We start from the raw sequence: 21,856 nt of genomic DNA, 5'->3' as shown, positions 1-21,856 counted from the left end.
GCTGCTCGCCCTCCATTCGCAGCTCACGCGGTTCTCACCGTTCCTGCGGTCGCCGACGGCCGAATTCATCCGCATGACGTGTGAGAACCGCCCGAGCGGCGAACCCGTACCCCCACCAAAGCCCCTCCCGCGGCTCTGGTAAACTCGGTCGGCTATGCGTCCTTCCGAATCACCCGCCGCCGGAGACCCGGTCCCGGCACCCGCCGCGCAGCCGACCGCACCCGCGCAGCCGACCACCCTGCTGGGGCAGACGGGCGTCACCTACTTCCCGCTGGCCTTCATCTCGCGGCTCCCCTTCGCAATGATGGTGATCGGCGTGCTCACGCTGGTCGTGTCCGCGCGCGGCTCCGTCGAGCTCGCGGGCCTCGGGTCGGCGTTGGTCGGGATCGGCGCGGCCAGCATCGGGCCGTTCATCGGCGCCGCCGCCGACCGCTTCGGCCAGCGGCCGACGCTGCTCATCGCCGCGATCGTGAACAGCGCCGCGCTCGGTGCGCTCGCGTGGGTCGCCTACAGCGACCTGCCGAACTGGGTGATGCTCGCGGTCGCCTTCATCACCGGCGCCTCCGGACCGCAGACCTCCCCCATGTCGCGCTCGCGGCTCGTCACGATCATCCAGACGGATCTGCCGGTTGAGCGCCGCCCGCGCACGATCTCGACCGTGCTCGCTTACGAGTCCGCCGCCGATGAGATGGTGTTCGTCTTCGGCCCTGTGGTCGTGGGGGTCCTCGCGACGACGATGGGCGCGTGGGCGCCCGTCGCGGGCGCCGCGATCCTCACCCTCGTCTTCGTCGTGGCGTTCGCCCTCCATCACACGAGCGCACCGGCCAAATCCGCCGCCGAACGCGCTGCCACCCTCGCGCCCGCATCGGAGCTCGCGCGCCCGACCCTGCTCGTCGTCGTCGGCGGCATCTTCACCGTCGGTCTCGTCTTCGGGTCGACGCTCACGTCGCTCACCGCGTTCATGCAGGACGCCGGCTCCGCCGAGTCGGCCGGGCTGCTCTACGGCGTCATGGGCGTGGGGTCCGCGATCCTCGCCCTCTGCGTCGCGCTGTTTTCCCCCAAGTTCACCCTGCGCCACCGATGGCTCGCGTTCGCCGTGTTCATCGTCGCGGGTGAGGCGCTGATGGCGCAGGCGGACAGCGTCGGCACCATCCTCGTCAGTCTGGCGCTCACCGGCATCGGGATCGGCCCCCTGCTCGTGACGCTCTACGGCTTCGGCGCGCAGCGCAGCCCGGTCGGGCGCTCGGCCACCGTCATGACGATGCTGGGATCCGCGCTCATGCTCGGCCAGTCGCTCGCGGCCGCGGCGACCGGGAGCGTCGCCGAGAACCTCGGCACCGACCCCGCGATGAGCCTGCCCCTCGGCGCCGCGGCCCTCGTCATGGTGCTCGGGATCGCGAACTGGATCCTCACGCCGTCGAGTCGCCGCTGAACCGCGCTTTCGGCAGGTGCCAGCCGCGCGCGTAAGAGGCGAGGCGGAGTGTCACCGCGAGGGCGCCCCCGATCAGGGACGCGAGGGTAGCGTCCCCCGTGAGCCGCAGGATCGCGATCGCGGATCCCGCCCCCAGCAGGGCCGAGACGGCGTACAGCTCCCGCGTGAGCACGCCCGGCACCGTGTTCACCAGCACGTCACGGATCACGCCGCCGCCGATCGCCGTGATGGCCCCCACGAGCACCGAGGTGAGCGCGGTCTGGCCGGAGACGGCGGCGACGACCGCGCCGTTCGCGGAGAACAGCCCCAGTCCGAAGGCGTCGAACACGATCTCGAAGTGGCGGATCCGCGCGAATCCCGGGTGCAGCACGAACACGACGAGCGATCCTGCGATGGCGACGGTGAGGTTCTGCCAGTGCAGGAACGACAGCGGCGGATGCACCCCGATGAGCATGTCGCGCAGGATCCCGCCGCCCACCCCGGTGGACGCGCCGACGACGATCACCCCGAGCAGATCGAGCTGCCGCCGCACCCCTACGAGTGCCCCGGAGATGGCGAACGCCAGAATGCCGGCGAGCTGCAGGATCTCGGTGAGGATGGAGGTTGCCACGGGCCCGAGTGTACTGCGCGCGATCCCGACCCGCGTCGCGCACCCGCTCTGGGGCGCCGTACGGAATACTCCGCGGCACCGCACGGAATACACCACGGCACCGCGCCGTTGTAGCCCTCGTACCACCCGCGGACCCGCAGGTGGAAGAATGGGAGTCATGCCTGCGCTTACCCCAGCGGAGGTCGCCGAGTTGCGCGCGGCCTTCCCGTATTTCAGCCTTCCCGCTCGCGAGGATGGGCGGACGGTCGCCTACCTCGACGCCGCAGCGACCTCGCAGCGGCCGGGAGCCGTCCTCGACGCGGAACGCACGTTCCTCGAGACCGCGAACTCGGCGGTGCACCGGGGCACGAGCGGTGCCGTGGGCGCGGCGACCGCGGCCTTCGAGGGCGCGCGCGCGGCGGTGGCCGAGTTCGTCGGTGCCGGCTCCCCCGATCAGATCGTGTGGGCCGAGAATGCGACCGACGCGCTCAACCTCGTGGCGCTCGGGATCGGCGAGGCGAACGCCGGCCTCGGGGTCGAGGGCAGCGACCGCTACCTCCTCGGCGCCGGTGACGAGATCCTGGTCACCGAGGCGGAGCACCACGCGAACCTGATCCCGTGGCAGCGACTCGCCACCAAGACCGGCGCGACGTTCCGCTACATCCCGGTGAGGCCGGACGGCACCTGGACCATCGACGACGCCCGCGCGGCGATCACCCCGCGCACCCGCATCGTCGCCTTCGCCCACGTGTCGAACGTGACCGGCTACGTCGCACCCGTCGCCGAGGTGGTCGAACTCGCCGGCGCCGTCGGCGCCGTGACCGTGCTCGATGCATGCCAGTCGGTGCCGCACATCCCCGTCGATTTCGCCGCGCTCGGCGTCGACTTCGCCGCGTTCTCCGGGCACAAGATGCTCGGACCGAACGGGATCGGCGTACTGTACGGCCGCCCCGAAGCTCTGGCCGCGCTACCGCCTGCGCGCACCGGCGGGTCCGCGATCACCCGAGTGACCATGGAGGCCGCCGAGTTCATGCCTCCGCCGCTCCGCTTCGAGCCCGGCACGCAGCCGGTCTCCCAGGTGGTCGGTCTCGGGGCCGCGATCGCGTTCTCCCGCACCGTCGGCATGGAGCGCGCCGCGGCTCGCGAGCATGAGCTGGTCGAGCGCCTGGTCGAGGGCATCACCGCGACCCCCGGGCTGCGACTCCTCGGCCCCGCAGATCCCGCGCAGCGCGTGGCCCTCGCGGCGGTGTCGGTCGACGGCCTGCACGCGCACGACGTCGGTCAGTTCCTCGACGAGCAGGGGATCCTCGTGCGGGTCGGCCACCACTGCGCGCAGCCGTTGCACCGCGCGCTCGGCATCACGTCGAGCACCCGCGCGAGTGTGCACCTCACGACCACCGAGGACGAGATCGACCGATTCCTCGACGCGCTCCGCGGCGCCCAGCGGTACTTCGGTGTGGAGGTGGCGGCATGAGCGCACTCGACGGGCTCTACCAGGAGGTCATCCTGGATCATTCGAAGCGTCCGATCGGCAAGGGAACGCTCGAGCCGTCGGAGGGTGCGCTCACGGCGTCGCACCACGAGTTCAATCCGAGCTGCGGCGACGAGATCGACGTCTCGATCGCGGTGGACCCCGCGACGGGGAACGTCACCGGTCTCGCCTGGGACGGGCAGGGGTGCTCCATCTCGATGGCCTCCGCCTCGATCCTCTCCCAGCTGCTGCGCGAGGAGGAGCTTACGGTCGAGCAGACCCAGGAGCGGATCGACGCGTTCCGCGAAATGATCCAGGCGCGCGGCGCCGGCGAGCCCGATGAGGAGCTGCTCGGCGACGCGGTCGCTCTGCAGGGGGTCTCGAAGTTCGTGATGCGCGTGAAGTGCGCGATGCTCGGCTGGGTGGCGCTCGAGGCGGATCTCAAGCAGATCGACGCGCAGCGGGCGTAGGGGGTTTTGGCTCGGGCCGCGCGGGTGTCCGGGGGCCCGGCGCCAGTTCTGCCCGGCGCCAGTTCTGCCCGGCGCCAGGTTTGCCCGGCGCCACTTCTGCCCGGCGCCACTGATTGCGGAGATCTCAGCAATTGAGGATCCAATACCCCAGTTCGCTCCGTAGGAATCGAAATCTCCTCCCCAAGTGACGCTCGGATCGGGATCCGGACCCGCGCCGGGCCCGGCCCCGGTATAGCGCGGGACCCAGCACCGCTACATCCGGGTCACGAGGTCGGCGGTCGCCGCACCCGGCGCGGTGAGCCGGTCGGCGATCTCCCGGATCAGCGCCTGCAGCGCCGCACTCGACGGGGTCGGCGCCATGTCCGAGCGGCGCGCCACGCTCACCGTGCGGAGGAGTGCCGGATCGGCCAATGGGGTGGCGCGGAGCAGCGGCCGATCCACTGCGACCATCGCGGGCACCACCGCGACCCCGATGCCGCGCTCCGCGAACCGCAGCGCCGCGTCCATCTCGGCGCCCTCGACCGCGACCACCGGCGTGAGGCCCTCGGCGTGGAAGGCCGCGTCCATTGCCACACGGAGGTCGTAGTTCTCCGGGAACGACACGTGCGGCACGACGGCGAGCTCACGGAGCTCGACTCCCGTGCCGTTCGCGCTCGCGAACGGATCCGGCCCGGCCGCGGCCGACACCACCACGAGTCGCTCGCTCAGGATCGGCTCGTGCTCCAGCACCGCGCGGGCGGAACCCGAGGAGACGCTGGTCACGATCAGCGCGAGGTCGAGCGTCCCCTCCATGAGCGCGGCGATCAGGCTCCGCGATCCTCGCTCGAGAATCTCGATGTCGATACCGGGGTACCGCTCGTGAAAATCCGCGAGCACTTCGACGACGAGGCTCGTGCACAGCGTCGGCGTTGCGCCCATGCGGATGCGACCCCGCCGCAGACCCGCGAGCTCGGCCATCTCCCCGCGCGCTGTCTCGGCGTCCGCGAGCATGCGCCGTGCCAGCGGCAGCAGGCGCTCCCCCGCAGTCGTGAGTGCAACGTGACCGCGGGTGCGGTGCAGGAGTTCGACGCCGAGTTCCGCCTCGAGCGTGGAGATCTGCCGGCTGAGCGAGGGCTGAGCGAGATGCAGCCGCTCGGCCGCGCGCGTGAAGTGACCCGTGTGCGCCACCTCCGCGAAGCTCCGCAGCTGATCGAGATTCATCGTGCTCGCCTCATATTCATAGCGTACACGCATCGTAATGATCCGAACTATTCATTGGAGTAATCGAAAGCGCGTCCCTAACGTGGTGTCCATGACCACGACAGCATCATCCAGCCGCACCGAGCGCCTGCTCGCCACCTCCGTCCTCGTGATCGGAACCGGCGGCGCCGGCCTCCGCGCGTCCATCGAACTCGCCGAGCGCGGGATCCAGGTCCTCGCCGTCGGCAAGCGCCGCGCCCACGACGCGCACACGACTCTTGCCGCGGGCGGGATCAACGCCGCTCTCGGCACCATCGACCCCGAGGACAGCTGGCAGCAGCACGCCGCCGACACGCTGCGCGAGTCCTACTACCTGGCCGATCCCGCGATCGTCGAAATCGTCACCCGCGGTGCTGCTCAGGGCATCGAGGATCTCGAGCGCTGGGGCATGCCCTTCGCGCGCGAGGCCGACGGTCGCATCAGCCAGCGCTTCTTCGGCGCCCACAAGTACCGCCGCACCTGCTACGCGGGCGACTACACGGGACTCGAGATCCAGCGCACGCTCATGCGTCGCGCCTCCGAGCTGCGCGTGCCCATCATCGACACCGTGTACATCACGCGCCTGCTCGAGAGCGACGGCAAGATCTTCGGCGCCTACGGCTTCGACATCGTCGACGGCTCCCCCGTGGTGATCCACGCAGACGCCGTGATTCTCGCCGCCGGCGGCCACACCCGGATCTGGCGCAACACCTCCTCGCGGCGCGACGAGAACACCGGCGACTCGTTCCGCCTCGCGGCCCTCGCGGGCGGCAAGATCCGCGACGCCGAGCTCGTGCAGTTCCACCCGTCCGGGATCCTCGAGCCCGCCGACGCCGCGGGCATGCTCGTCTCGGAGGCCGCTCGCGGTGAGGGCGGGATCCTGCGCAACGCCCTCGGCGAGCGCTACATGGAGCGCTACGACCCCGAGCGCATGGAGCTCTCGACCCGCGACCGCGTTGCGCTCGCGAGCTACACCGAGATCATCGAGGGCCGCGGCACCACGAACGGCGGCGTGTTCCTCGACGTGTCCCACCTGCCGCGCGAGCAGATCCTCTCGAAGCTCCCCCGCGTCTACCGCAACCTCATCGATCTCCAGATGCTCGACATCACCGAGCAGCCGATCGAGATCGCACCCACGGCGCACTACTCCATGGGCGGAGTCTGGGTGCGCCCCGAGGATCACGGCACCGGCGTCGCGGGTCTGTACGCCATCGGCGAGGCGTCGAGCGGCCTGCACGGAGCGAATCGCCTGGGCGGTAACTCCCTCATCGAGCTGCTCGTCTACGGTCGGATCACCGGCGAGGACGCGGCCGAGTACGTGAGCGGGCTGACGACGGTGCATCGGGATCCCGCGGCGGTCGCCGCGGCCCGGGCGGAGATGCAGGGGCTGCTCGGCGCGGGCGATGCAGCCTCGGCCGCGAAGAGCACGGAGAGCCCGCGTCGGCTGCAGCGCGCGCTGCGCGATCTGATGACCGAGCACGCGGGTGTCGTCCGCGACGAGGAGGGGCTGCGCGCAGGGCTCGCGAAGCTCGACGCGCTCGAGGAGCGGGTCGCTCGGGTCACCGCGCACCCCGACATCGCCGGATTCGACGACCTCGCCCACGCATTCGATCTCTACGGATCGATGCTCGCGGCCCGCGCCACGCTCGAGTGCGCGCTGGAACGGCGCGAGACCCGCGGCTGCCACAACCGCTCCGACTTCCCCGAGATGAACGACGAGTTCCGCGGAAACATGGTGTGGTCGCCGTCGACCGGCGTCACCTTCGAGCGGGTCGCCGAGGCCCCCGAATCCTTCCGCGATCTGGCCTACGCGGCCGCCGACGACACGGTCGAGGGCAAGCTCGTCGAGTAGCATGAGCGGTCAGCCGAGCGGAGGTCGGTCCACCTGCTATTCGGGTGGATCGACCTCCGCTCACATCCCGCCACTCTCATCCGATTTCATTCGGCCTCGACCCCTACTGTGGAGAACCCGCCTCGGCCTGCCTCCATCGCCGAGGATCGGACCATGAACGATCTCTCCGACGACCTCCCCGAAGATCCCTCCCGCGTCATCACGTGCCACGGCACCGCGGACTTCCTCGCCGCGCTCCCGCAGCTCACCGGGTTCACCGCGCAGGGCAGCCTGTTCGTGGTGCTCTTCGCCGAGGCCCGCGCCGGGCGGGCGGTGCGCATGGACCTCCCGGAGCCCGACGATCCGCGCACCACTGCGCAACTGCTCGAACTTGTGGTCGACATCCTCCGCACGAGCGGGGCCGTCGGCAGGTCAGGCTCTGCACCGGCCATCGTGATCTCGAGCGCACACACCTTCGCCGCCGCGGGGGGTGTGCCGTGGGTTCGCCTCGCCCGTCGAATCGAACGCCGCCTGCGTCGCGAGCGCATCGGGATCAGGGAACTCTGCTGTCTCGCCCCCGACGGCTGGGCGAGCTACCTCGAACCGGATCCCCCGAGTGCGGGCCACCCGCTCAGCGACATCGCGACGAGCCCGGTGGCCCTCGAAGCGAGCGTGCACGGGCCACCCGTGCCGCGCCTCTCCGAGCTCGGAGCGATTCCCACGCCTGACGGGCGCCGCGCGCGGGCCGTCGCCCGGGCGCTGGCCGCACTGACGCAGGTGCCGGCGCCTGCTCATATGCCTGCGGCACCATCACCGGGATCGGACTCTGACGTGGATTCGGCCACGGAGAGCCTCCCATCACCAGGAGCAGGCCCGGGCCTCCGCGGATACGACGTGCCGCAGTGGTTTCACGACACGGCAACAGCGACGCGGGCGCTCCGCTCCGAGGGCCCCGGCCTGAGCGCGGCCGCCACCGCCGCGGTGATCCACGCGGCGGCGCACCCGGATCGCTGGCTGCTCATCGCTCTGGGGATCCTCACGCGACCGGAGTTCCCCGCGGAGCTGGCACGGGACATGTCGGCTCGCCCCTTCACCGACGTCGCCGTGGACCTCGACGCGGACCCGCAGACCGCCGCCCGCCCCGGGTGGTCGATCCGGCGGGTGCTGGCCTCGATCTGCCCGGAGTTCACCGACCACGCGCGACTGCACACCATCCGCACCCGGCTCCTCACGGTGATCTCCGAGTCGCCCGCTCCCGAGCGCCCCGCTCTCCTCGCGCTGAGCGCCTGGGTGTGGTGGCTCGGCGGGAACCAGACGGTCGCGCAGCGGCACGTTCGCGCGGCGCTCGACGAGGCGCCGGAGCACGAGCTCGCCCGCATGGTCGACCGGATCGTCCGTGTCCCGCTCTACGCCGGGATTCTCGCGGCGTCGCTTCGCGGTGCCGCATCTGCAGCGTAATGCGACGGCACAGCGCGGCGCTCGGCCTAGGCGAGCCCGCCATTCGCGAAGAGCACCTGGCCGTTGACCCAGCGCCCGGGACCGGCGAGGAAGGCGACGGTCTCGGCAATGTCGTCCGGCTGCCCGAGCCGCTCGAGCGGCACGGCACGAGCGAGCGCTGCGACAGCGGCGTCGTCTTTACCGTCGAGGAACAGCGGCGTCGCCGTCGGGCCCGGAGCCACGGCGTTCACCGTGACGTCTCTGCCGCGGAGTTCCCGAGCGAGGACGAGCGTGAGCCCCTCGACGGCCGCCTTGCTCGCCGCGTAGGCCCCGTAGTTCGGGAACGAGGTCCGAGTGACCGTCGTCGAGAAGTTGATGATCGCACCTCCCTCTCGCACGCGGGCCGCGGCGAGCTGGTCAACGACGAACGTGCCGCGCACGTTGGTGCGATGCAGTCGATCGAACGCGTCGAGGTCCATCGACTGGATGGGCGCCAGGATCATGATGCCTGCGGTGTGCACCACGACGTCGATCCCGCCGAACGCCGACGCTACGGCATCGAACACCTCGGTCATCTCAGCCTCGTCCGCGACGTCGCCCCCGACCGCGATCGCACGCCCGCCGTCGGCCACGATCCGGTCCGCGAGCTCCGTTGCGGCGTTCCGGTTGCCCGCGTAGTGCACCGCAACGGCGTATCCGTCACGCGCCAGTCGCTCCACGACTGCGCGTCCGATTCCTCCCGAGCCGCCGGTCACGAGCGCTACTCGCGGGGTGGTCGGGGGTGTGCGGTGATGCAATGCAGATGTGGACATCCGTTCCTCCAAGATCTTCGGGGTGGTCATGTGTGTCGGTGCGGCGCGAGAGCGTCAGGCCGTAGGGGTCTGCCGGTCCTGCAGACGACCGAGCCATTCGGTCAGCAGCGCTTGCTCACCCGCGGAGAACTCCGCGGCGCCACCGAGCTGCGCCCGCAGGGTGGTCGCCGCCCGTGCCGCGGGATCATCGGCGGCCGTGTCATCCACCCCCGCATCGATCAGGATGCCGCGAAACGTGGCTTCGCGCACGGCAACCGACACCGAGGGATCGGGGTAGAGCTCGGGGTGCACGATCTGCCCGAGTGCCACTCCGGAGTTCGCCGCCATGACGATCTCGGCGGCCCGAACCGGATCGAGCCGCAATCGCCCGTGCGCGGCGACTCGTTCGAGCACTGCGCGGAGCAGCGACATGGCTTCGACCGCCGCGGCCGGGCGGGACGTCAGCGCGGACCCGAACAGCAGGCGGTACGGATGAGGGTGCGCACGCGCGAAGGCGGAATGGCGGTCCCATCCGGCTCGCAAGTCCGCGAGCGGATCATCGGAGACCAGCGCCGAGCGCTTGCTCGCGAGGTACTCCTCCCACACCGTGTCGACGACCGCGGCGAGCAATCCGTCCTTGTCCCCGAACAGCCGGTACAGCACCGGCTGCGTCACCCCGGCGGCGTCGCAGACCGCGCGAGTGGAGATATCGCCCGTCGGCGAGCTCGCCAGCAGCTCCGAGGCCGCGGAGAGTATCGATGATCTTGTATTCACGTATCGATGATAACACCCGAGATCTGGGAGAGAGTTCAGCGCCCTCGGGCCGACTCGACTTCCGAGCGCAGCACTCCGGCGATACGGTCGAGGGTGACTGCTTCCAGCGGAGCCGGCAGGGTGAACCGAATGGCGGTCTGCGCGAGAGCGGGATCGATCCCCATCGCGAGGAGCGCGGGCGAGGGCTCGTCCATTCCCGCCGCGCAGGCGGACCCCGAGGAGACCGCGAACCCCGCGGTGTCGAGGGCGATCAGCAGCGACTCTCCGCTCACCCCCGAGACGACGAACGAGGCGTGCCCGGGCAGCCGCTCCGTCGCGTGTCCGGTGAGCTGGGCACCCGGCACCTGCTCGAGCACCCGAGCGATCAGCGCATCTCGACTCTCCAGCAGTGCGAGCGCGCGGGTGCCGACGTCGGCGGTGTGCGCCTGCACCGCTGCGGCGAACCCCGCAACGGCGGCCACATTCTCGGTCCCCGAGCGGACTCCGCCCTCTTGACCGCCGCCGTGCACCAGCGGTTCGATGGGCAGGTGGCGGCGCACCAGCAGGGCACCCGCGCCCTGCGGCCCGCCGAACTTGTGCGAGGCGATCGTCATCGCATCGACGTCGCTGCCCGGCCAGCCTGCAGCCTCGAGAGCTCGACCGGTTCCAGGAGCTCGATCGGGTCCGGCCCGCAGGTCGCGATGCCCGAACACAATCGGCAGGGAGGCGGCGGCCTGCACCGCGTCCGTGTGCACGAGCACGCCGAGCTCCCGCGCGATCGCCGCGATCTCGCCCACCGGCTGGACGGTTCCGACCTCCGCGCTCGCAAGGCCGACCGAGACCAGCGTGGAGTCCGGCCGCAGCGCGCGAGACACATCGGCCGGAGACACCCGGCCCTCGGTATCGACCGGAAGCAGCGTCAGCTCGAACCCGAAGACTCGCTCGAGGTACCGGCAGCTCTCGAGCACCGATGGATGCTCGATCGGCGTCGTGACGAGGTGCCGACCGCGGGGATTCGCGAGCGCCAAGCCGATGATGGCGAGATTGTTCGCCTCCGTCCCGCCCGAGGTGAACACCAGGTCTGCCGGGCGAGCCTCGAACGTCGTGGCGATCCGTGCGCGCGCATCGTCCACGATCGCTCGCGCGCGGATCCCCGGCGAGTGCACACTCGACGGATTCGCCGCGCCGGCGTCGTGCACCGCGTCAATCGCGGCCCGGGCTTCGGCCCGGAACGGTGCGGTTGCCGCCGCATCGAGGTAGGCACTCGTGCGTCCGGTCGGCTCCGCAGGATCGGAGTGGGTGGCCATGCGGAACACCGACTCAGTCCGCGTCGAGACCGAGGTCAAGAGCGCGGGCGCCATGGGTGAGCTGCCCCACCGAGATCACCTCGACCCCGGTCTCGGCGATCCCGGCGACTGTGTCGAGCGAGACCCCACCGCTCGCCTCGGCGATCACCCGGCCGCCGATGAGTCGCACGCCCTCCTTGAGCTCGTCGTTCGTGAAGTTGTCGAGGAGTATCCCGGTCACGTCCGCGGCGAGCACCGCCTCGATCTGGTCGACGCGATCGACCTCGACGATGATCGACGTCGTGTGCCCCGCGCTCCGGCGGAGCTCGCGCAGCGCTGCGGTCGTGCTCGCCGCGTCGACGGCACCGAGCGCCACCAGGTGGTTGTCCTTCACCATGATCGCGTCGGAGAGCCCGAAGCGATGGTTGGATCCTCCGCCCGCGCGCACTGCGTGCTTCTCGAGCGCCCGAAGCCCGGGCGTGGTCTTGCGGGTGTCGGCGATGCGTGCCTCGGTGTGAGCGACGGCGGCGACGAACGCGGCTGTCAGGGTAGCGATGCCGCTCATGCGCTGGCAGAAGTTCAGCGCGACACGCTCCCCGGTCAGCACCCCCTGCGCCGGACCGGCGATCCGTGCGAGGACGTCGCCGGGCTCGAACACGGTGCCCTCCGCTGCCAGGGCGGTCACCTCGATGCGCGCGTCGGTCTGCGCGAAAGCGGCCGAGACGAGCGGCCCCCCGGCGAAGACGCCGGACTCCCGCGCGACGAGACGCGTGTCGAGCACCGCGCGCTCGGGGATCGAGAGCTGCACGGTGAGGTCGCCCCACGGCGCATCCTCACGGAGCGCATTCGCGACGACGGTCTCGATGATCTGGTGGGTCAGCACGGTGACAGGCTCCTCAGCAGCTGCGATTCGGCCGCGGGCGCAGCCTCAGGAAGGTCGGTGATGGTGAATCGGAACGCGCGCCGCGCGGCCTGCGCCGGATCGGTCTCCGGATGGTCGCTGCGCTGATGGGCGCCGCGGGACTCGGTGCGGGACTCGGCGGAGATCCGGATCATCGACGCCAGGGTCGCGGCGGCGCCCGGTCGCGAGGAGAACACGCGGCCCGCATCGCGGAGCCCATCGGCGTCGCGCTCGATCCCGAGCCCGGCAGCGAGCGCCCCGGCGACCGCGGCATCAGTGCCATCGCCAGTGCCATCGCCATCGCCATCGCCCGTGCCATCGCCAACGCCAACGCCAATGCCGCGAGAGTCAGCGGGGAGCATCGAGGCCAGTGCCGTTCCGGAGAGCCCACGAGCTCCCGCACCCCGGAGGCGCCAATCCCCCGCGCGATCTGCGCCGACCGCACGACCCGCGCGGGCCCCGAACACCAGGCCCTCGAGCAGGGAGTTCGAGGCCAACCGGTTCGCACCGTGCACACCGGTCGCCGCGACCTCGCCGACGGCGTAGAGTCCCGGTACGGTCGTCCGACCGTCGAGGTCGCTCACGACGCCGCCCATCGCGTAGTGCGCCGCCGGCGAGACGGGAATCGGCTCCCGGCTCCAGTCGAGGCCCGAACGCGCGACGGCGGCCGAGATCCCCGGGAAGTGCCGGGCGAGCGTTCCGGATCCCCGATCGCGCTCGATCCCCGTCGCGTCGAGCCACACGCTCGCCTCGTCGCGCTCGCGAAGCACCCGATGGATCTCCCGCGACACGACGTCGCGGGGCGCGAGCTCTGCGAGTGGGTGCCGGGCGCGCATGAATCGCCGTCCGGCGCCGTCCAGGAGCACGGCACCGTCGCCCCGCACCGCCTCGGAGACGAGCTCGCCCGTGCCAGCGAGCACCGTGGGGTGGAACTGCACGAACTCGAGATCCGCAACGGCCGCTCCGACGCGCACAGCGAGGACGATGCCCTCACCCCGGGCGCCGGCGTGGTTGGAGGTGCGCGGGTAGAGACCGGCGTACCCGCCGGTGGCGAGGACCACGGCATCGGCACGCCGCGGGGCGAGCGTGCCATCGTCGTGTCGGAGCACCGCCCCGGTCACCGCGCCCCCGTCGAGAACGAGCGAGCGCGCAGAGCAGCACTCAATCACCTCGATCCGCCCGGCGCCCACTTGCCCCCGGACGCGCGCCGCGAGCACGGCGTGCAGGATCGCCCCCGTGCGGTCGCCGCCCGCGTGCACGATCCGGGGGCGGCGATGCGCCGCTTCGAGTCCGAGGCTCAGTTCACCGGTGGCGTCGCGATCCGCGGCAAACCCCGCGGCGAGCAGCGCACGCACGGCATCGATGCCCTCGGCCGTCAGCAACTCGGCGGCCGAGGGATCCACGATCCCTGCCCCGGCAGCCAAGGTGTCGGCGCAGTGATCGGCGGCGCTGTCCGCCGCGCCGAGTGCCGCGGCGATCCCTCCTTGCGCCAGAGCGGTGTTGCCGCCGCCCAGCTCGCTGTGCTCCGAGCCCAGCGTTCCCGGGGTCACCAGCACCACATCGTGCCCCTCGGCCACCGCAGCGAGCGCGCAGGACATGCCCGCGACCCCTGCCCCGAGCACGAGGATCGACGCGGGGTTTCCCACCCGACCGGCCCGATCGGTCATGGCCGGGCCGCGAGCATCCGCTCGAGTGCGACCCGCGAGTCCTCGGCGACCGAGTCTGCGACGCGGATCCGGTTCGGCTCCTCCCCCGCCAGCAGGGACTCGAGCGTCCACGCGAGGTACGCGGGGTGAATGCGGTACATCGTGGAGCACGGGCAGACCACGGGGTCCAAGCAGAAGATCGTGAGTTCCGGGTGCTGCTCCTGGAGCCGGTTCACCAGGTTGATCTCGGTGCCGACGGCGATGACGTCGCCGGGCTGGGCCGCCTCGATCTCCTTCCGGATGTACTCGGTCGATCCCGCACCGTCCGCGGCCTCGACGACTGCGGCCGGGCACTCGGGGTGGACGATCACCCGCACCCCGGGGTACTCCGACCGCGCCTGCTCGATCTGCGCGACGGTGAACCGCTTGTGCACCGAGCAGAAACCGTTCCAGAGGATCACACGGGACGCCTCGAGCTGCTCGATCGTGTTGCCGCCGAGCGCCAGGTGCGGCCGCCACAGGGGCATCAGATCCTCGGAGATCCCCATCGCCTTCGCGGTGTTGCGGCCCAGATGCTGGTCAGGGAAGAACACGACCCGCTGCCCGCGCTCGAATGCCCACTCCAGCACAGTTCGGGCATTCGACGAGGTGCAGACGATCCCGCCGTTGCGACCGCAGAATGCCTTGATCGCCGCGGAGGAGTTCATGTAGGTGACCGGGATCACCGGCTGACGACCGTCGGGCCCCGGAGCCTCGCCGAGCGCCGCCGTGAGCTCGCGCCAGCAGTCCTCCACCTGCTCGATCGTCGCCATGTCGGCCATCGAGCACCCCGCCGCGAGATTCGGCAGGATCACCGCCTGGTGCGCGTCGGACAGGATGTCCGCGGTCTCCGCCATGAAGTGCACTCCGCAGAACACAAAGGCCTCTGCCTCTGGGTGGCTCTTCGCGGCTTGGGCGAGCATGAACGAGTCGCCCACGAAGTCGGCGTGCTCGATGATCTCGTCGCGCTGGTAGAAGTGCCCGAGGATCTGCACGCGGTCGCCGAGCGCCGCCTTGGCATCGACGATCCACTGCCGGAGCTCGTCGTCGCCGGCGTCGGTGTACCGCGCGGGCAGGGGTCCCTGTCGCGGCGCGCTGCGCGGGATCTCGTCCGCGAGCGACGCGCCCGGACCGTACCCGGGATCGCGGTCGATCGCCCACGGATCCTTCACGAGGCCGGAGTCGCAGCTCGAGGCCCCCGTGGCACGGAGCACGATCGGCTTCCGATGCGGGGCGGCGCTCGGGCGGCCGGCGGCCTCTCGCTCGGCGGCACCGCGAATGAGTTCGTGCACGCTCGTCATGGCTTGCTCCCTGTGGATGATGGGTCTGGGGTGGTGGGTTCGAGTGCGGGATCGGACGCGAAGCGGTACAGCCTCGCCGGACGATGCCGGGTGCCCGTCTCGCACCGGCCGGTATCGACGAGGTTGCCCTGCGCGAGCGCCTGCCGTCGGAAGTTGGCGGGATCCACCGCCTGTCCACGCACGGCCTCGTGCACGGCGCGCAACTGGCCGAGCGTGAACTCGGGGCCGAGGAATCGGTGCGCGACCGCCGAGTATTCGGTCTTCGAGCGGAGCCGCGCGAGCGCCGTATCGACGATGTCTCCGTGGTCGAACGCGAGATCCGGGAGCCGGTCCGCGGAGAACCAGGCGACGTTGCGATCGGTGCCCGAAGACGGGTCGTTCCCTTCGTCGATACGCGGAGACCTGGGCGGGACGACATCGTCCCAGCGCGCGCCGCCCGACGGGGCGCCGGACGTGCTCACCGGCACGGCGGGGGCGGTGAGGTCGCGCTCACCGAAGAGCGCCCAGTAGGCGATCGTGACGAGACGCTGCGCTTGGGCGGAGCGCTCGACACCGCCGAAGGAGTACAGCTGCTCGAGATACCCCGGGGCCCGCAGCGCTGCGTCCTGCAGCGTGCGGAGCGCGGTATCAGTCAGGGTCTCGTTCCAATGCGTGGGGCCGCCTGGGAGCGCCCACCGGTCGAGGAACGGCGCCCGGGTTCGCCGCACGAGCGGGATCCAGAGGGTCGTCTGCCCGGCACCGGCGGGTGCCGACGGGTCGACGGTCGCGTCCTCGGGCGGGGTCAGCGCAAAGGCGACCGTGGACACGGCGACGGCGGGCGGCATCGTGAGACGCTCACTCACGCTGGCGTTCTCGTAGAACACGTCAGCCTCCTCGCCTCGCACCAACTTATGGTCACCTTGACCATAAGCCAGCATACGCCTCGGCGCGGGAATGTCAAAGACGGGAGCGGAACGCTGAGCTCGGGCACAGCGTCTCCGTCACATGCCGGATGCCGCTACTCGGTCGCTGTGGTGCGATGGACTCGATCGGGCGAATACATCGCCTCTCACCTCAGGAGTCTCGAATGGATCTGAATGCCACGCTGCCCCGCCGCGTCATCGTCACCGGCGCGTCATCCGGGATCGGCCGCGCCGTCGGCGACGCCGTGATCGACTCCGGCGGTCGCGTTTACGGTCTCGACCTCCGCGCACCGGCCGTGCCGCGGGACGGTCTCGTCTCCCGCACCGCGGACCTCACCGATCCAGCCGCAACCGCCGCCGCGTTCGACGATGCGGAGTCTGCACTCACCGGACCGCCCGATGCCGTAGTCCACTGCGCGGGCGTCTACCGGTGGAGGCCGATTTCCGAGATGACTGTCGCCGAGTGGGACCGGGTGATGCGCATCAACGGCACCGGCTCGTTCCTCGTTGCCCAGGCCGCGGCGCGCGTGATGACCCGCGGCGCAATCGTTCTGCTCTCCTCCGTCGCGTACGGCCGCGGCGACGCCGCTGAGCCGTGCGTCGCCTACTCCGCGAGCAAGGGGGCCATCGTCAGCCTCACGCAGCAACTCGCCGTAGAACTGGGCCCTCGCGGAATCCGCGTGAACGCCGTGGCCCCCGGCATGATCGACACGCCGATGCTGACGCTGGGCGACACCCCGGGTGCGGTCGCGGCCCTCACGGAGCGGCTCCCCGTGCAGCGGCTCGGCGAACCCGCCGACGTCGCTGCGGCGTGCCTCTTCCTGATCAGCGAAGCCTCCTCCTACATCACCGGGGCGACCATCCCCGTCGACGGCGGGTATCTCATCTCATAGACCCCGCTCGGCGCCCTCCCGTGCCGCCGCCGCGGGCGATTCAGAGGACGATTCCACGGATGCCCCATCCTCGACGTCCTCGTCCTCGTCGTATTCGTCCTCGTCCATCCAGGCCTGGAAGCGGGCCCAGACGGCGCTGAAGAACGGCACGAGCCCGCGCGGCATCAAGAGGATGACGATGAGGAGCACCGCGCCGAGTGCCGCGAGCCGGATCTCCGGAACGTCCTGGAGCTGCATCTGCACGAAGGAGAGGATCAGCGTTCCGATGATCGGTCCGGTGACCGTCCCGAGGCCGCCCACGACGAGCATGGTGACCACGAGGGTCATCGGCCCCAGGCCCATGAGTGTCGGCGAGGCGACTTCGAAGACATGCGCGTAGAGCGATCCCGCGACGCCGGCGAGGAACCCCGACACCGCGAACACGAGCATCTGGTAGGTCCGCTGGCTGATCCCGCGCGCCGAGGCGAGCGTCGGGTTGTCGCGCATCGCGATCATGCCGTTTCCCAGCGGCGAGCGCACGAGGATCAGCACGATGAGGCAGGTCACCACCGCGGCCGCGAGCCCGATCCAGTAGTTCACATTGGCGGCGCCGGGGCCCGTGAACCCGAATCCGCCGAAGCCGGAAAGCCCATAGGCGCCCCCGGTCACACCGGATTGATCGGCGATGATCAGCAGCCGCACCACCTCCGCGAACCCGAAGGTGAGCAGAGAGACGTAGATCCCCCGCAGTCGCAGGATCGGGATCGAGAGCAGCAGCGCGATGCCCCCGGAGACGAGCCCGGCGATCGGGATCGAGAGCCATGCCGGGATCGGGAGGTACATGGTGACCAGCGCTGCGGAATAGGCCCCGAGCGCGTAGAAGGCGAGTTGGCCGAAGTTCCAGACGCCACCGTACCCGAGCACGAGGTTCCAGCTCTGGGCGAGCGTCAGCGTGATCATGGCGAGCGTGGCCACGGTGAGCCAGCTACGATCTGGGGCGAGGAACGGGAAGAGGATCCCGACGACGAGGGCCACGGTGATGGGGAGCGGCCGTGGTTGCGGCCACCCCATCACCTTTGCGTTCCAGCGCGGCAGTGCGACCGCGCGCGGATCCGAGACGGACGTGGGTGCGCTCATAGCCTGGCCTCCTGGGGCTTCCCGGCGATTCCGAAGGGTCGTGCGATGAGCACGACGACGATCAACGCGTACAGCACGGGCATGGCGTACGTGGAGCTCCAGAAGATGGAGACCGCGGCCTGCACGAATCCGATGATGTACGCGGCGATGATGGTGCCCTTGGTACTCCCCAACCCCGCGAAAATCGCCACGATGAGGGCCTGCAGCATGGGCAGCTCGCCCATCGTCGGCGACACGAAGTAGACCGGGGCGAGCAGCACGCCGGCCAGGCCGGCGAGTCCCGCGGCGAGGCCCATCGTGAGCACGTACGCCCTGCGCGCAGGGATGCCCATCAGGCGAGCGGCGTCGAGATTCTGCGCGACCGCGACGATCGCCAGTCCGTATCGCGACCGGCTGAGGAAGAGCCCGAGCGCGACAAGGGCCAGAATTGCGATCCCCGCGGTCAGGATCTGCTGCCACGTGATCGATACCCCGTCCGTGAGCTGGATCCGGCCTTCCACGAGCGACGGGAAGTCCTTCTGCCGCGGACCGTAGACGAGTTGCACGACGCTCTGCACGATCGAGGCGATCGCGAACGTGGAGATGAACGCGGTCATCTCGAAGTCGACCCCGGCGCGGCCGATGAGCCGACTGATGCCGACGCCGTAGCTCAGCATGCCGAGCGCGAACGTGACGATCACCGCGAAGATCATGGCGATCCAGGGCGAGAGCCCCGTGCCGGCGACGAACGTCCAGGCCGCGATGCCGCCGACCATCACCATCACCCCCTGCGCCATGTTCAGCACGCGGAGCGTTCCGTAGACGAGGCTCATGCCGATCGTGATGAGCGCCAGCATCGATCCCTGCACGAGCGTGCTCACGAGGGTCTGCAGGACGAGGTTCATTCGGTCACCCCCAGGTAGGTCTCGCGGATCGCGCGCTCGTCGAGCACCTCCGCGCCGCTGCCCGAACGCACGATCTCGCCGTTCTCGACGAGGTGCAGGCGGGACGCCAGGCTCTGCGCGCGGTTGACGTTCTCCTCCACGAGCAGGACGGTCATGCCGCTGTCGACGATCCGTCGCAGCTGCTCGTACACCTCATCGACGATCACCGGGGCCAACCCGAGGCTCGGCTCGTCGACCATGATGAGGCGGGCATCTCCCATGAGCCCCCTCCCGATGGCGAGCATGCGCCGCTCACCACCCGAGAGGGTGCGGGCGCGCTGCGTGCGCCGTTCCAGGAGCCGCGGGAAGATCTCGTAGACCTCCTCCATCCGCTGCCGTGCCCGCTTCGACGCAGCAGAGGTGAACGCGCCCAGCACGAGGTTTTCCTCGACCGACATGTCGGGGAACACCAGATCACCCTGCGGCATGTGGATGATGCCGCGCTCCACGATCTTCTCGGCGCGCTCACGCGTGAGGTCGACACCGTCGAATCTCACCGTGCCCGACCGGATCTTGATGAGCCCGCTGATCGCGCGAAGCAGGGTCGTCTTGCCGTGCCCGTTGGGTCCGATGAGCGCAGCGCATTCCCCGGCATCCACTTCGAGAGAGATCCCCTGCACGATCGTCGTCGACCCGTAGCCTGCGACCAGGTCCGTCACCTCAAGCATCACGCGCCGCCTTTCCGTACGACTCGATGCGCCGCGGTCGACGCGGCTTCGTCGGCGGAGGAGCCGAGATACACCCGCACGACCTCCGGATCGCTCATGACCTCGCCCGGTTGCCCCTGCCGGAGCGTCCTGCCCTGGTTCATGATGAGCACCCGATCGGAGAGCGACATGAGCGCCCGCATCACGTGCTCGATCAGCACGATGGTCACCCCGTCGCCATTGATCCGTTCCAGCAGCACCAACAGCGCGTCGATCTCCTCGTCGCTGAGGCCACCGAACGGCTCATCCAGGAAGAGCATGCGCGGCGAGCTCGCCAGCGCCGAAGCGATCATGAGTCGTTTTTTGTCGTACACCGGGAGCGGTCCGGAGAGCTCGCCGGCCTGCTCCCCCAGTCCGACGAAATCGAGTGCCGCGGCGGCGCGATCCCACGCATCGGCGTTCCGCGACAGTCCCCGCCACCACGGGGCGCCCGAACCGAAGTGCGCACCGACCACGGCGTTGCCCATCACGGTCTCGCTGTCGAAGACCGATGGCTTCTGGAACGTGCGGGTGATTCCGAGGTGGCAGATCTCGTGGATCGAGGCGCGATGGATCGGCGTTCCTCGGAACCGGACCTCGCCGCTCGTCGCGCGCACCATGCCGGTGACGACGTCGAACAGGGTGGTCTTCCCCGCGCCGTTCGGTCCGGCGATGCCGAAGATCTCGCCCTCGTGCACCTCGAAACTCACCTGGTCGACGGCGGTGAGCCCGCCGTAGCGCTTGGTCGCCTGTCGGACCTCGAGCATCACGTCGCCCATGATGCCGCTCACAGCCACGGGGGGAGCTGGAATTCCCCGGTCTCATAAGGCGATGGCGAGATCAACTGCTGCTCGCCGCCCTGAATCTGGTAGGTGAGGTGGGGCATCCCGAGGCTGGGGTCGTTCGTGGCATCCGGGTACGGGATGGCCGTGCGCTCGGTCGGATCGAAGTGGTAGGTGCCGACGACCCCGCGGAACGTCGACTGTCGCACGGCCTCGGCGACGCGCTCGAAGTCGTAGGCGTCGCCCGCGCGCGATGCGGCCTGCGCCCACAGTCGGACGATGTCGTACTGCGCCCCCGACTGGCTCAGCCCGGCTTCCGAACCGTAGGCCTCGAGGTAGCGCGCGCGGAAGTCCGTGCCGATGGTGTCGGGGAGTGTGCCGATCGTCGTCGACCAGATGACGCCGTTCGCGGCATCCCCCGCGAGTTCGAGATACTCCGGAACGCTCGGGCCGTACTGCTGGTACAGCAACGACGGTGTGGGGGCGGTCGCGAACTGCTTCGCGAAACTCGCCAGGTCGCCCGCCAGGTAGTCGGTGACGAAGATCAGCCCGGGCGGGTTGTTCCGGATCTTCGAGAGCTGCGGACCCCAGTCGACGTAGGGCACCGAGACCTCTTCGTACATCGTGATGTCCCAGCCGATCTCACGCAGCCCGTCCTGCAGCACCGTGGCGATCGAGATGGAGTACGCGTCGTTGCTCGAGATCACCGCCGCGGTCTGCGAGGACGGCGTCCAGACTCCCTCGTCGATCCAGCCCTGCATGAGTTGCAGGAATCCGCTCGCGTACCAGATTTCGGTCGGGCAGCACTGGAAGACGTTGGTCAGGCCTCGCTCGACGACGAAGTCCGTGTTGGCCTGCAGGGTATTCGTGTGGAAGAGCGGCACACCCGCCTGCGCGTAGGTGTCGAACTCGACGGATGTGGCGGTCGTGTATCCGCCCGAGGCCGCAGCGACGTTCTGCCGCGAGACGAGTCGTTCCGCGACCTGGATGAAGTTCTCGGGCGACTGGTCGCCGACATCGCCCACAACGAGCTCGACCGTGTTGCCGAGCACCCCGCCCGCGGCATTGATGTCTTCGATCGCGAGCTCCGCTCCTCGCACCATCTCCTGGCCATCGCCGGAATACGGGCCCGTCACCGGCGCCACGATGCCGAACGGGATCGTTCCGCCGCCGCCCGTGGAGGCACCCGTCGCCCCGCGGCGCGGTGAGAGGAAGAATCCACCCGCTCCACCCGCCACCAGCCCGGCCGCCCCCGCAACCCCGATGCCCCGCATCAGGTCCCTGCGCGTGACCCGCGGTTTCCGGGGGCCGGTGACCGGATTGTGCTCGCTCATTTCCACTCCTTCGTGACAGGCATGCACGTGACTCCCCGGCGAGAGATCGAGCCGG

The 21,856-nt window shown here is 70.2% G+C and carries 20 protein-coding genes; 6 read left to right on the top strand and 14 right to left on the bottom strand.

The features are described 5' to 3' along the window. Positions 1 to 154 precede the first annotated feature (154 nt). Entirely contained in the window at positions 155 to 1,432 is a 1,278-nt protein-coding gene (locus tag MUN76_RS14360; RefSeq protein ID WP_244685635.1) for an MFS transporter, read from the top strand. Here the strand turns inward: MUN76_RS14360 and MUN76_RS14355 are convergent. After that, on the bottom strand, positions 1,410 to 2,042 hold the full coding sequence (locus MUN76_RS14355; protein WP_244685633.1) for a trimeric intracellular cation channel family protein: 633 nt from the start codon (positions 2,040 to 2,042) through the stop codon (positions 1,410 to 1,412). The genes MUN76_RS14360 and MUN76_RS14355 overlap by 23 nt on opposite strands. 157 nt (positions 2,043 to 2,199) lie before the next feature. On the opposite strand from MUN76_RS14355, the gene MUN76_RS14350 reads away from it, so the two are divergent. Both MUN76_RS14350 and sufU read left to right on the top strand, forming a co-directional pair. Beyond that, on the top strand, positions 2,200 to 3,495 hold the full coding sequence (locus MUN76_RS14350) for an aminotransferase class V-fold PLP-dependent enzyme (RefSeq protein ID WP_429952842.1): 1,296 nt from the start codon (positions 2,200 to 2,202) through the stop codon (positions 3,493 to 3,495). Continuing rightward, positions 3,492 to 3,962 (top strand): Fe-S cluster assembly sulfur transfer protein SufU, encoded by a 471-nt coding sequence (gene sufU / locus MUN76_RS14345; RefSeq protein WP_244685629.1) that lies wholly within the window; start codon positions 3,492 to 3,494, stop codon positions 3,960 to 3,962. Before MUN76_RS14350 ends, sufU begins: the two co-directional genes overlap by 4 nt. Before the next feature lie 252 nt (positions 3,963 to 4,214). Here the strand turns inward: sufU and MUN76_RS14340 are convergent, their stop codons facing one another. Further along, entirely contained in the window at positions 4,215 to 5,162 is a 948-nt protein-coding gene (locus tag MUN76_RS14340; protein ID WP_244685628.1) for a LysR family transcriptional regulator, read from the bottom strand. 91 nt (positions 5,163 to 5,253) lie between these two features. Here MUN76_RS14340 and MUN76_RS14335 point away from each other — a divergent pair, with 91 nt between their 5' ends. Then, positions 5,254 to 7,032 (top strand): FAD-dependent oxidoreductase, encoded by a 1,779-nt coding sequence (locus tag MUN76_RS14335; RefSeq protein ID WP_244685626.1) that lies wholly within the window; start codon positions 5,254 to 5,256, stop codon positions 7,030 to 7,032. A gap of 153 nt (positions 7,033 to 7,185) precedes the next feature. After that, positions 7,186 to 8,469 carry a DUF4192 family protein gene (locus MUN76_RS14330; RefSeq protein ID WP_244685624.1) on the top strand — a complete coding sequence of 428 codons (1,284 nt, stop codon included), beginning with the start codon at positions 7,186 to 7,188 and terminating at the stop codon, positions 8,467 to 8,469. A 26-nt stretch (positions 8,470 to 8,495) separates the two neighbouring features. On the opposite strand, the gene MUN76_RS14325 is transcribed toward MUN76_RS14330, so the two are convergent. The 7 genes from MUN76_RS14325 to MUN76_RS14295 are packed head-to-tail and all read right to left on the bottom strand — an operon-like array spanning position 8,496 to position 16,028. Next, positions 8,496 to 9,260 carry an SDR family oxidoreductase gene (locus tag MUN76_RS14325; RefSeq protein ID WP_244685622.1) on the bottom strand — a complete coding sequence of 255 codons (765 nt, stop codon included), beginning with the start codon at positions 9,258 to 9,260 and terminating at the stop codon, positions 8,496 to 8,498. A gap of 54 nt (positions 9,261 to 9,314) precedes the next feature. Next, a complete protein-coding gene (locus MUN76_RS14320) occupies positions 9,315 to 10,013 on the bottom strand; it encodes a TetR/AcrR family transcriptional regulator (RefSeq protein WP_244685620.1) in 699 nt (232 codons plus the stop codon). Between the two features lie 35 nt (positions 10,014 to 10,048). Beyond that, positions 10,049 to 11,299, bottom strand: coding sequence for a cysteine desulfurase family protein (locus tag MUN76_RS14315; protein WP_244685619.1), 1,251 nt, complete (start codon positions 11,297 to 11,299; stop codon positions 10,049 to 10,051). A 13-nt stretch (positions 11,300 to 11,312) separates the two neighbouring features. Then, the gene (gene nadC, locus MUN76_RS14310; RefSeq protein WP_244685617.1) at positions 11,313 to 12,161 is read right to left on the bottom strand and encodes a carboxylating nicotinate-nucleotide diphosphorylase; all 849 of its coding nucleotides are present in this window, start codon (positions 12,159 to 12,161) and stop codon (positions 11,313 to 11,315) included. Beyond that, entirely contained in the window at positions 12,155 to 13,846 is a 1,692-nt protein-coding gene (locus MUN76_RS14305; RefSeq protein WP_244685615.1) for an L-aspartate oxidase, read from the bottom strand. The genes nadC and MUN76_RS14305 overlap by 7 nt, the downstream gene beginning before the upstream one ends. Beyond that, the gene (nadA, locus tag MUN76_RS14300) at positions 13,843 to 15,165 is read right to left on the bottom strand and encodes a quinolinate synthase NadA (RefSeq protein ID WP_244685613.1); all 1,323 of its coding nucleotides are present in this window, start codon (positions 15,163 to 15,165) and stop codon (positions 13,843 to 13,845) included. Before nadA ends, MUN76_RS14305 begins: the two co-directional genes overlap by 4 nt. Then, positions 15,162 to 16,028 (bottom strand): NUDIX hydrolase, encoded by an 867-nt coding sequence (locus MUN76_RS14295; protein WP_244685611.1) that lies wholly within the window; start codon positions 16,026 to 16,028, stop codon positions 15,162 to 15,164. The genes nadA and MUN76_RS14295 overlap by 4 nt, the downstream gene beginning before the upstream one ends. Before the next feature lie 203 nt (positions 16,029 to 16,231). Here MUN76_RS14295 and MUN76_RS14290 point away from each other — a divergent pair, with 203 nt between their 5' ends. Further along, the gene (locus tag MUN76_RS14290; RefSeq protein WP_244685609.1) at positions 16,232 to 16,960 is read left to right on the top strand and encodes an SDR family NAD(P)-dependent oxidoreductase; all 729 of its coding nucleotides are present in this window, start codon (positions 16,232 to 16,234) and stop codon (positions 16,958 to 16,960) included. Here MUN76_RS14290 and MUN76_RS14285 read toward each other — a convergent pair. From MUN76_RS14285 to MUN76_RS14265, 5 genes are read right to left on the bottom strand one after another with little or no spacing between them, the layout of a single operon-like run. After that, complete coding sequence (locus MUN76_RS14285) at positions 16,955 to 18,076, bottom strand: branched-chain amino acid ABC transporter permease (protein WP_244685608.1); 1,122 nt, start codon at positions 18,074 to 18,076, stop codon at positions 16,955 to 16,957. The genes MUN76_RS14290 and MUN76_RS14285 overlap by 6 nt on opposite strands. Continuing rightward, positions 18,073 to 18,960: a branched-chain amino acid ABC transporter permease gene (locus MUN76_RS14280; RefSeq protein WP_244685606.1), complete on the bottom strand. Its 888-nt coding sequence runs from the start codon at positions 18,958 to 18,960 to the stop codon at positions 18,073 to 18,075. Before MUN76_RS14280 ends, MUN76_RS14285 begins: the two co-directional genes overlap by 4 nt. Then, on the bottom strand, positions 18,957 to 19,667 hold the full coding sequence (locus tag MUN76_RS14275) for an ABC transporter ATP-binding protein (RefSeq protein ID WP_244685604.1): 711 nt from the start codon (positions 19,665 to 19,667) through the stop codon (positions 18,957 to 18,959). Before MUN76_RS14275 ends, MUN76_RS14280 begins: the two co-directional genes overlap by 4 nt. Next, the gene (locus MUN76_RS14270; RefSeq protein ID WP_244685602.1) at positions 19,667 to 20,482 is read right to left on the bottom strand and encodes an ABC transporter ATP-binding protein; all 816 of its coding nucleotides are present in this window, start codon (positions 20,480 to 20,482) and stop codon (positions 19,667 to 19,669) included. Before MUN76_RS14270 ends, MUN76_RS14275 begins: the two co-directional genes overlap by 1 nt. Then, positions 20,473 to 21,801: an ABC transporter substrate-binding protein gene (locus tag MUN76_RS14265; protein ID WP_244685600.1), complete on the bottom strand. Its 1,329-nt coding sequence runs from the start codon at positions 21,799 to 21,801 to the stop codon at positions 20,473 to 20,475. Before MUN76_RS14265 ends, MUN76_RS14270 begins: the two co-directional genes overlap by 10 nt. Between the last annotated feature and the right edge of the window lie 55 nt (positions 21,802 to 21,856).

This window comes from Leucobacter rhizosphaerae, assembly GCF_022919175.1.
GTDB classification, from domain to species: Bacteria; Actinomycetota; Actinomycetes; order Actinomycetales; family Microbacteriaceae; genus Leucobacter; species Leucobacter rhizosphaerae.
Note: the sequence above shows the minus strand (reverse complement) of the source record. Positions and strands in the feature narration are given on the sequence as shown.

Bases quoted from the DNA above. Each gene is read 5' to 3' on its own strand.
- MUN76_RS14360 (WP_244685635.1), top strand. From the start codon at position 155: ATGCGTCCTTCCGAATCACCCGCCGCCGGAGACCCGGTCCCGGCACCC.
- MUN76_RS14285 (WP_244685608.1), bottom strand. From the start codon at position 18,076: ATGAGCGCACCCACGTCCGTCTCGGATCCGCGCGCGGTCGCACTGCCG.
- MUN76_RS14280 (WP_244685606.1), bottom strand. From the start codon at position 18,960: ATGAACCTCGTCCTGCAGACCCTCGTGAGCACGCTCGTGCAGGGATCG.
- MUN76_RS14265 (WP_244685600.1), bottom strand. From the start codon at position 21,801: ATGAGCGAGCACAATCCGGTCACCGGCCCCCGGAAACCGCGGGTCACG.
- MUN76_RS14330 (WP_244685624.1), top strand. From the start codon at position 7,186: ATGAACGATCTCTCCGACGACCTCCCCGAAGATCCCTCCCGCGTCATC.
- MUN76_RS14305 (WP_244685615.1), bottom strand. From the start codon at position 13,846: ATGACCGATCGGGCCGGTCGGGTGGGAAACCCCGCGTCGATCCTCGTG.
- MUN76_RS14335 (WP_244685626.1), top strand. From the start codon at position 5,254: ATGACCACGACAGCATCATCCAGCCGCACCGAGCGCCTGCTCGCCACC.
- MUN76_RS14315 (WP_244685619.1), bottom strand. From the start codon at position 11,299: ATGGCCACCCACTCCGATCCTGCGGAGCCGACCGGACGCACGAGTGCC.
- MUN76_RS14290 (WP_244685609.1), top strand. From the start codon at position 16,232: ATGGATCTGAATGCCACGCTGCCCCGCCGCGTCATCGTCACCGGCGCG.
- MUN76_RS14350 (WP_429952842.1), top strand. From the start codon at position 2,200: ATGCCTGCGCTTACCCCAGCGGAGGTCGCCGAGTTGCGCGCGGCCTTC.
- nadA (WP_244685613.1), bottom strand. From the start codon at position 15,165: ATGACGAGCGTGCACGAACTCATTCGCGGTGCCGCCGAGCGAGAGGCC.
- MUN76_RS14325 (WP_244685622.1), bottom strand. From the start codon at position 9,260: ATGTCCACATCTGCATTGCATCACCGCACACCCCCGACCACCCCGCGA.
- sufU (WP_244685629.1), top strand. From the start codon at position 3,492: ATGAGCGCACTCGACGGGCTCTACCAGGAGGTCATCCTGGATCATTCG.
- MUN76_RS14340 (WP_244685628.1), bottom strand. From the start codon at position 5,162: ATGAATCTCGATCAGCTGCGGAGCTTCGCGGAGGTGGCGCACACGGGT.
- MUN76_RS14275 (WP_244685604.1), bottom strand. From the start codon at position 19,667: ATGCTTGAGGTGACGGACCTGGTCGCAGGCTACGGGTCGACGACGATC.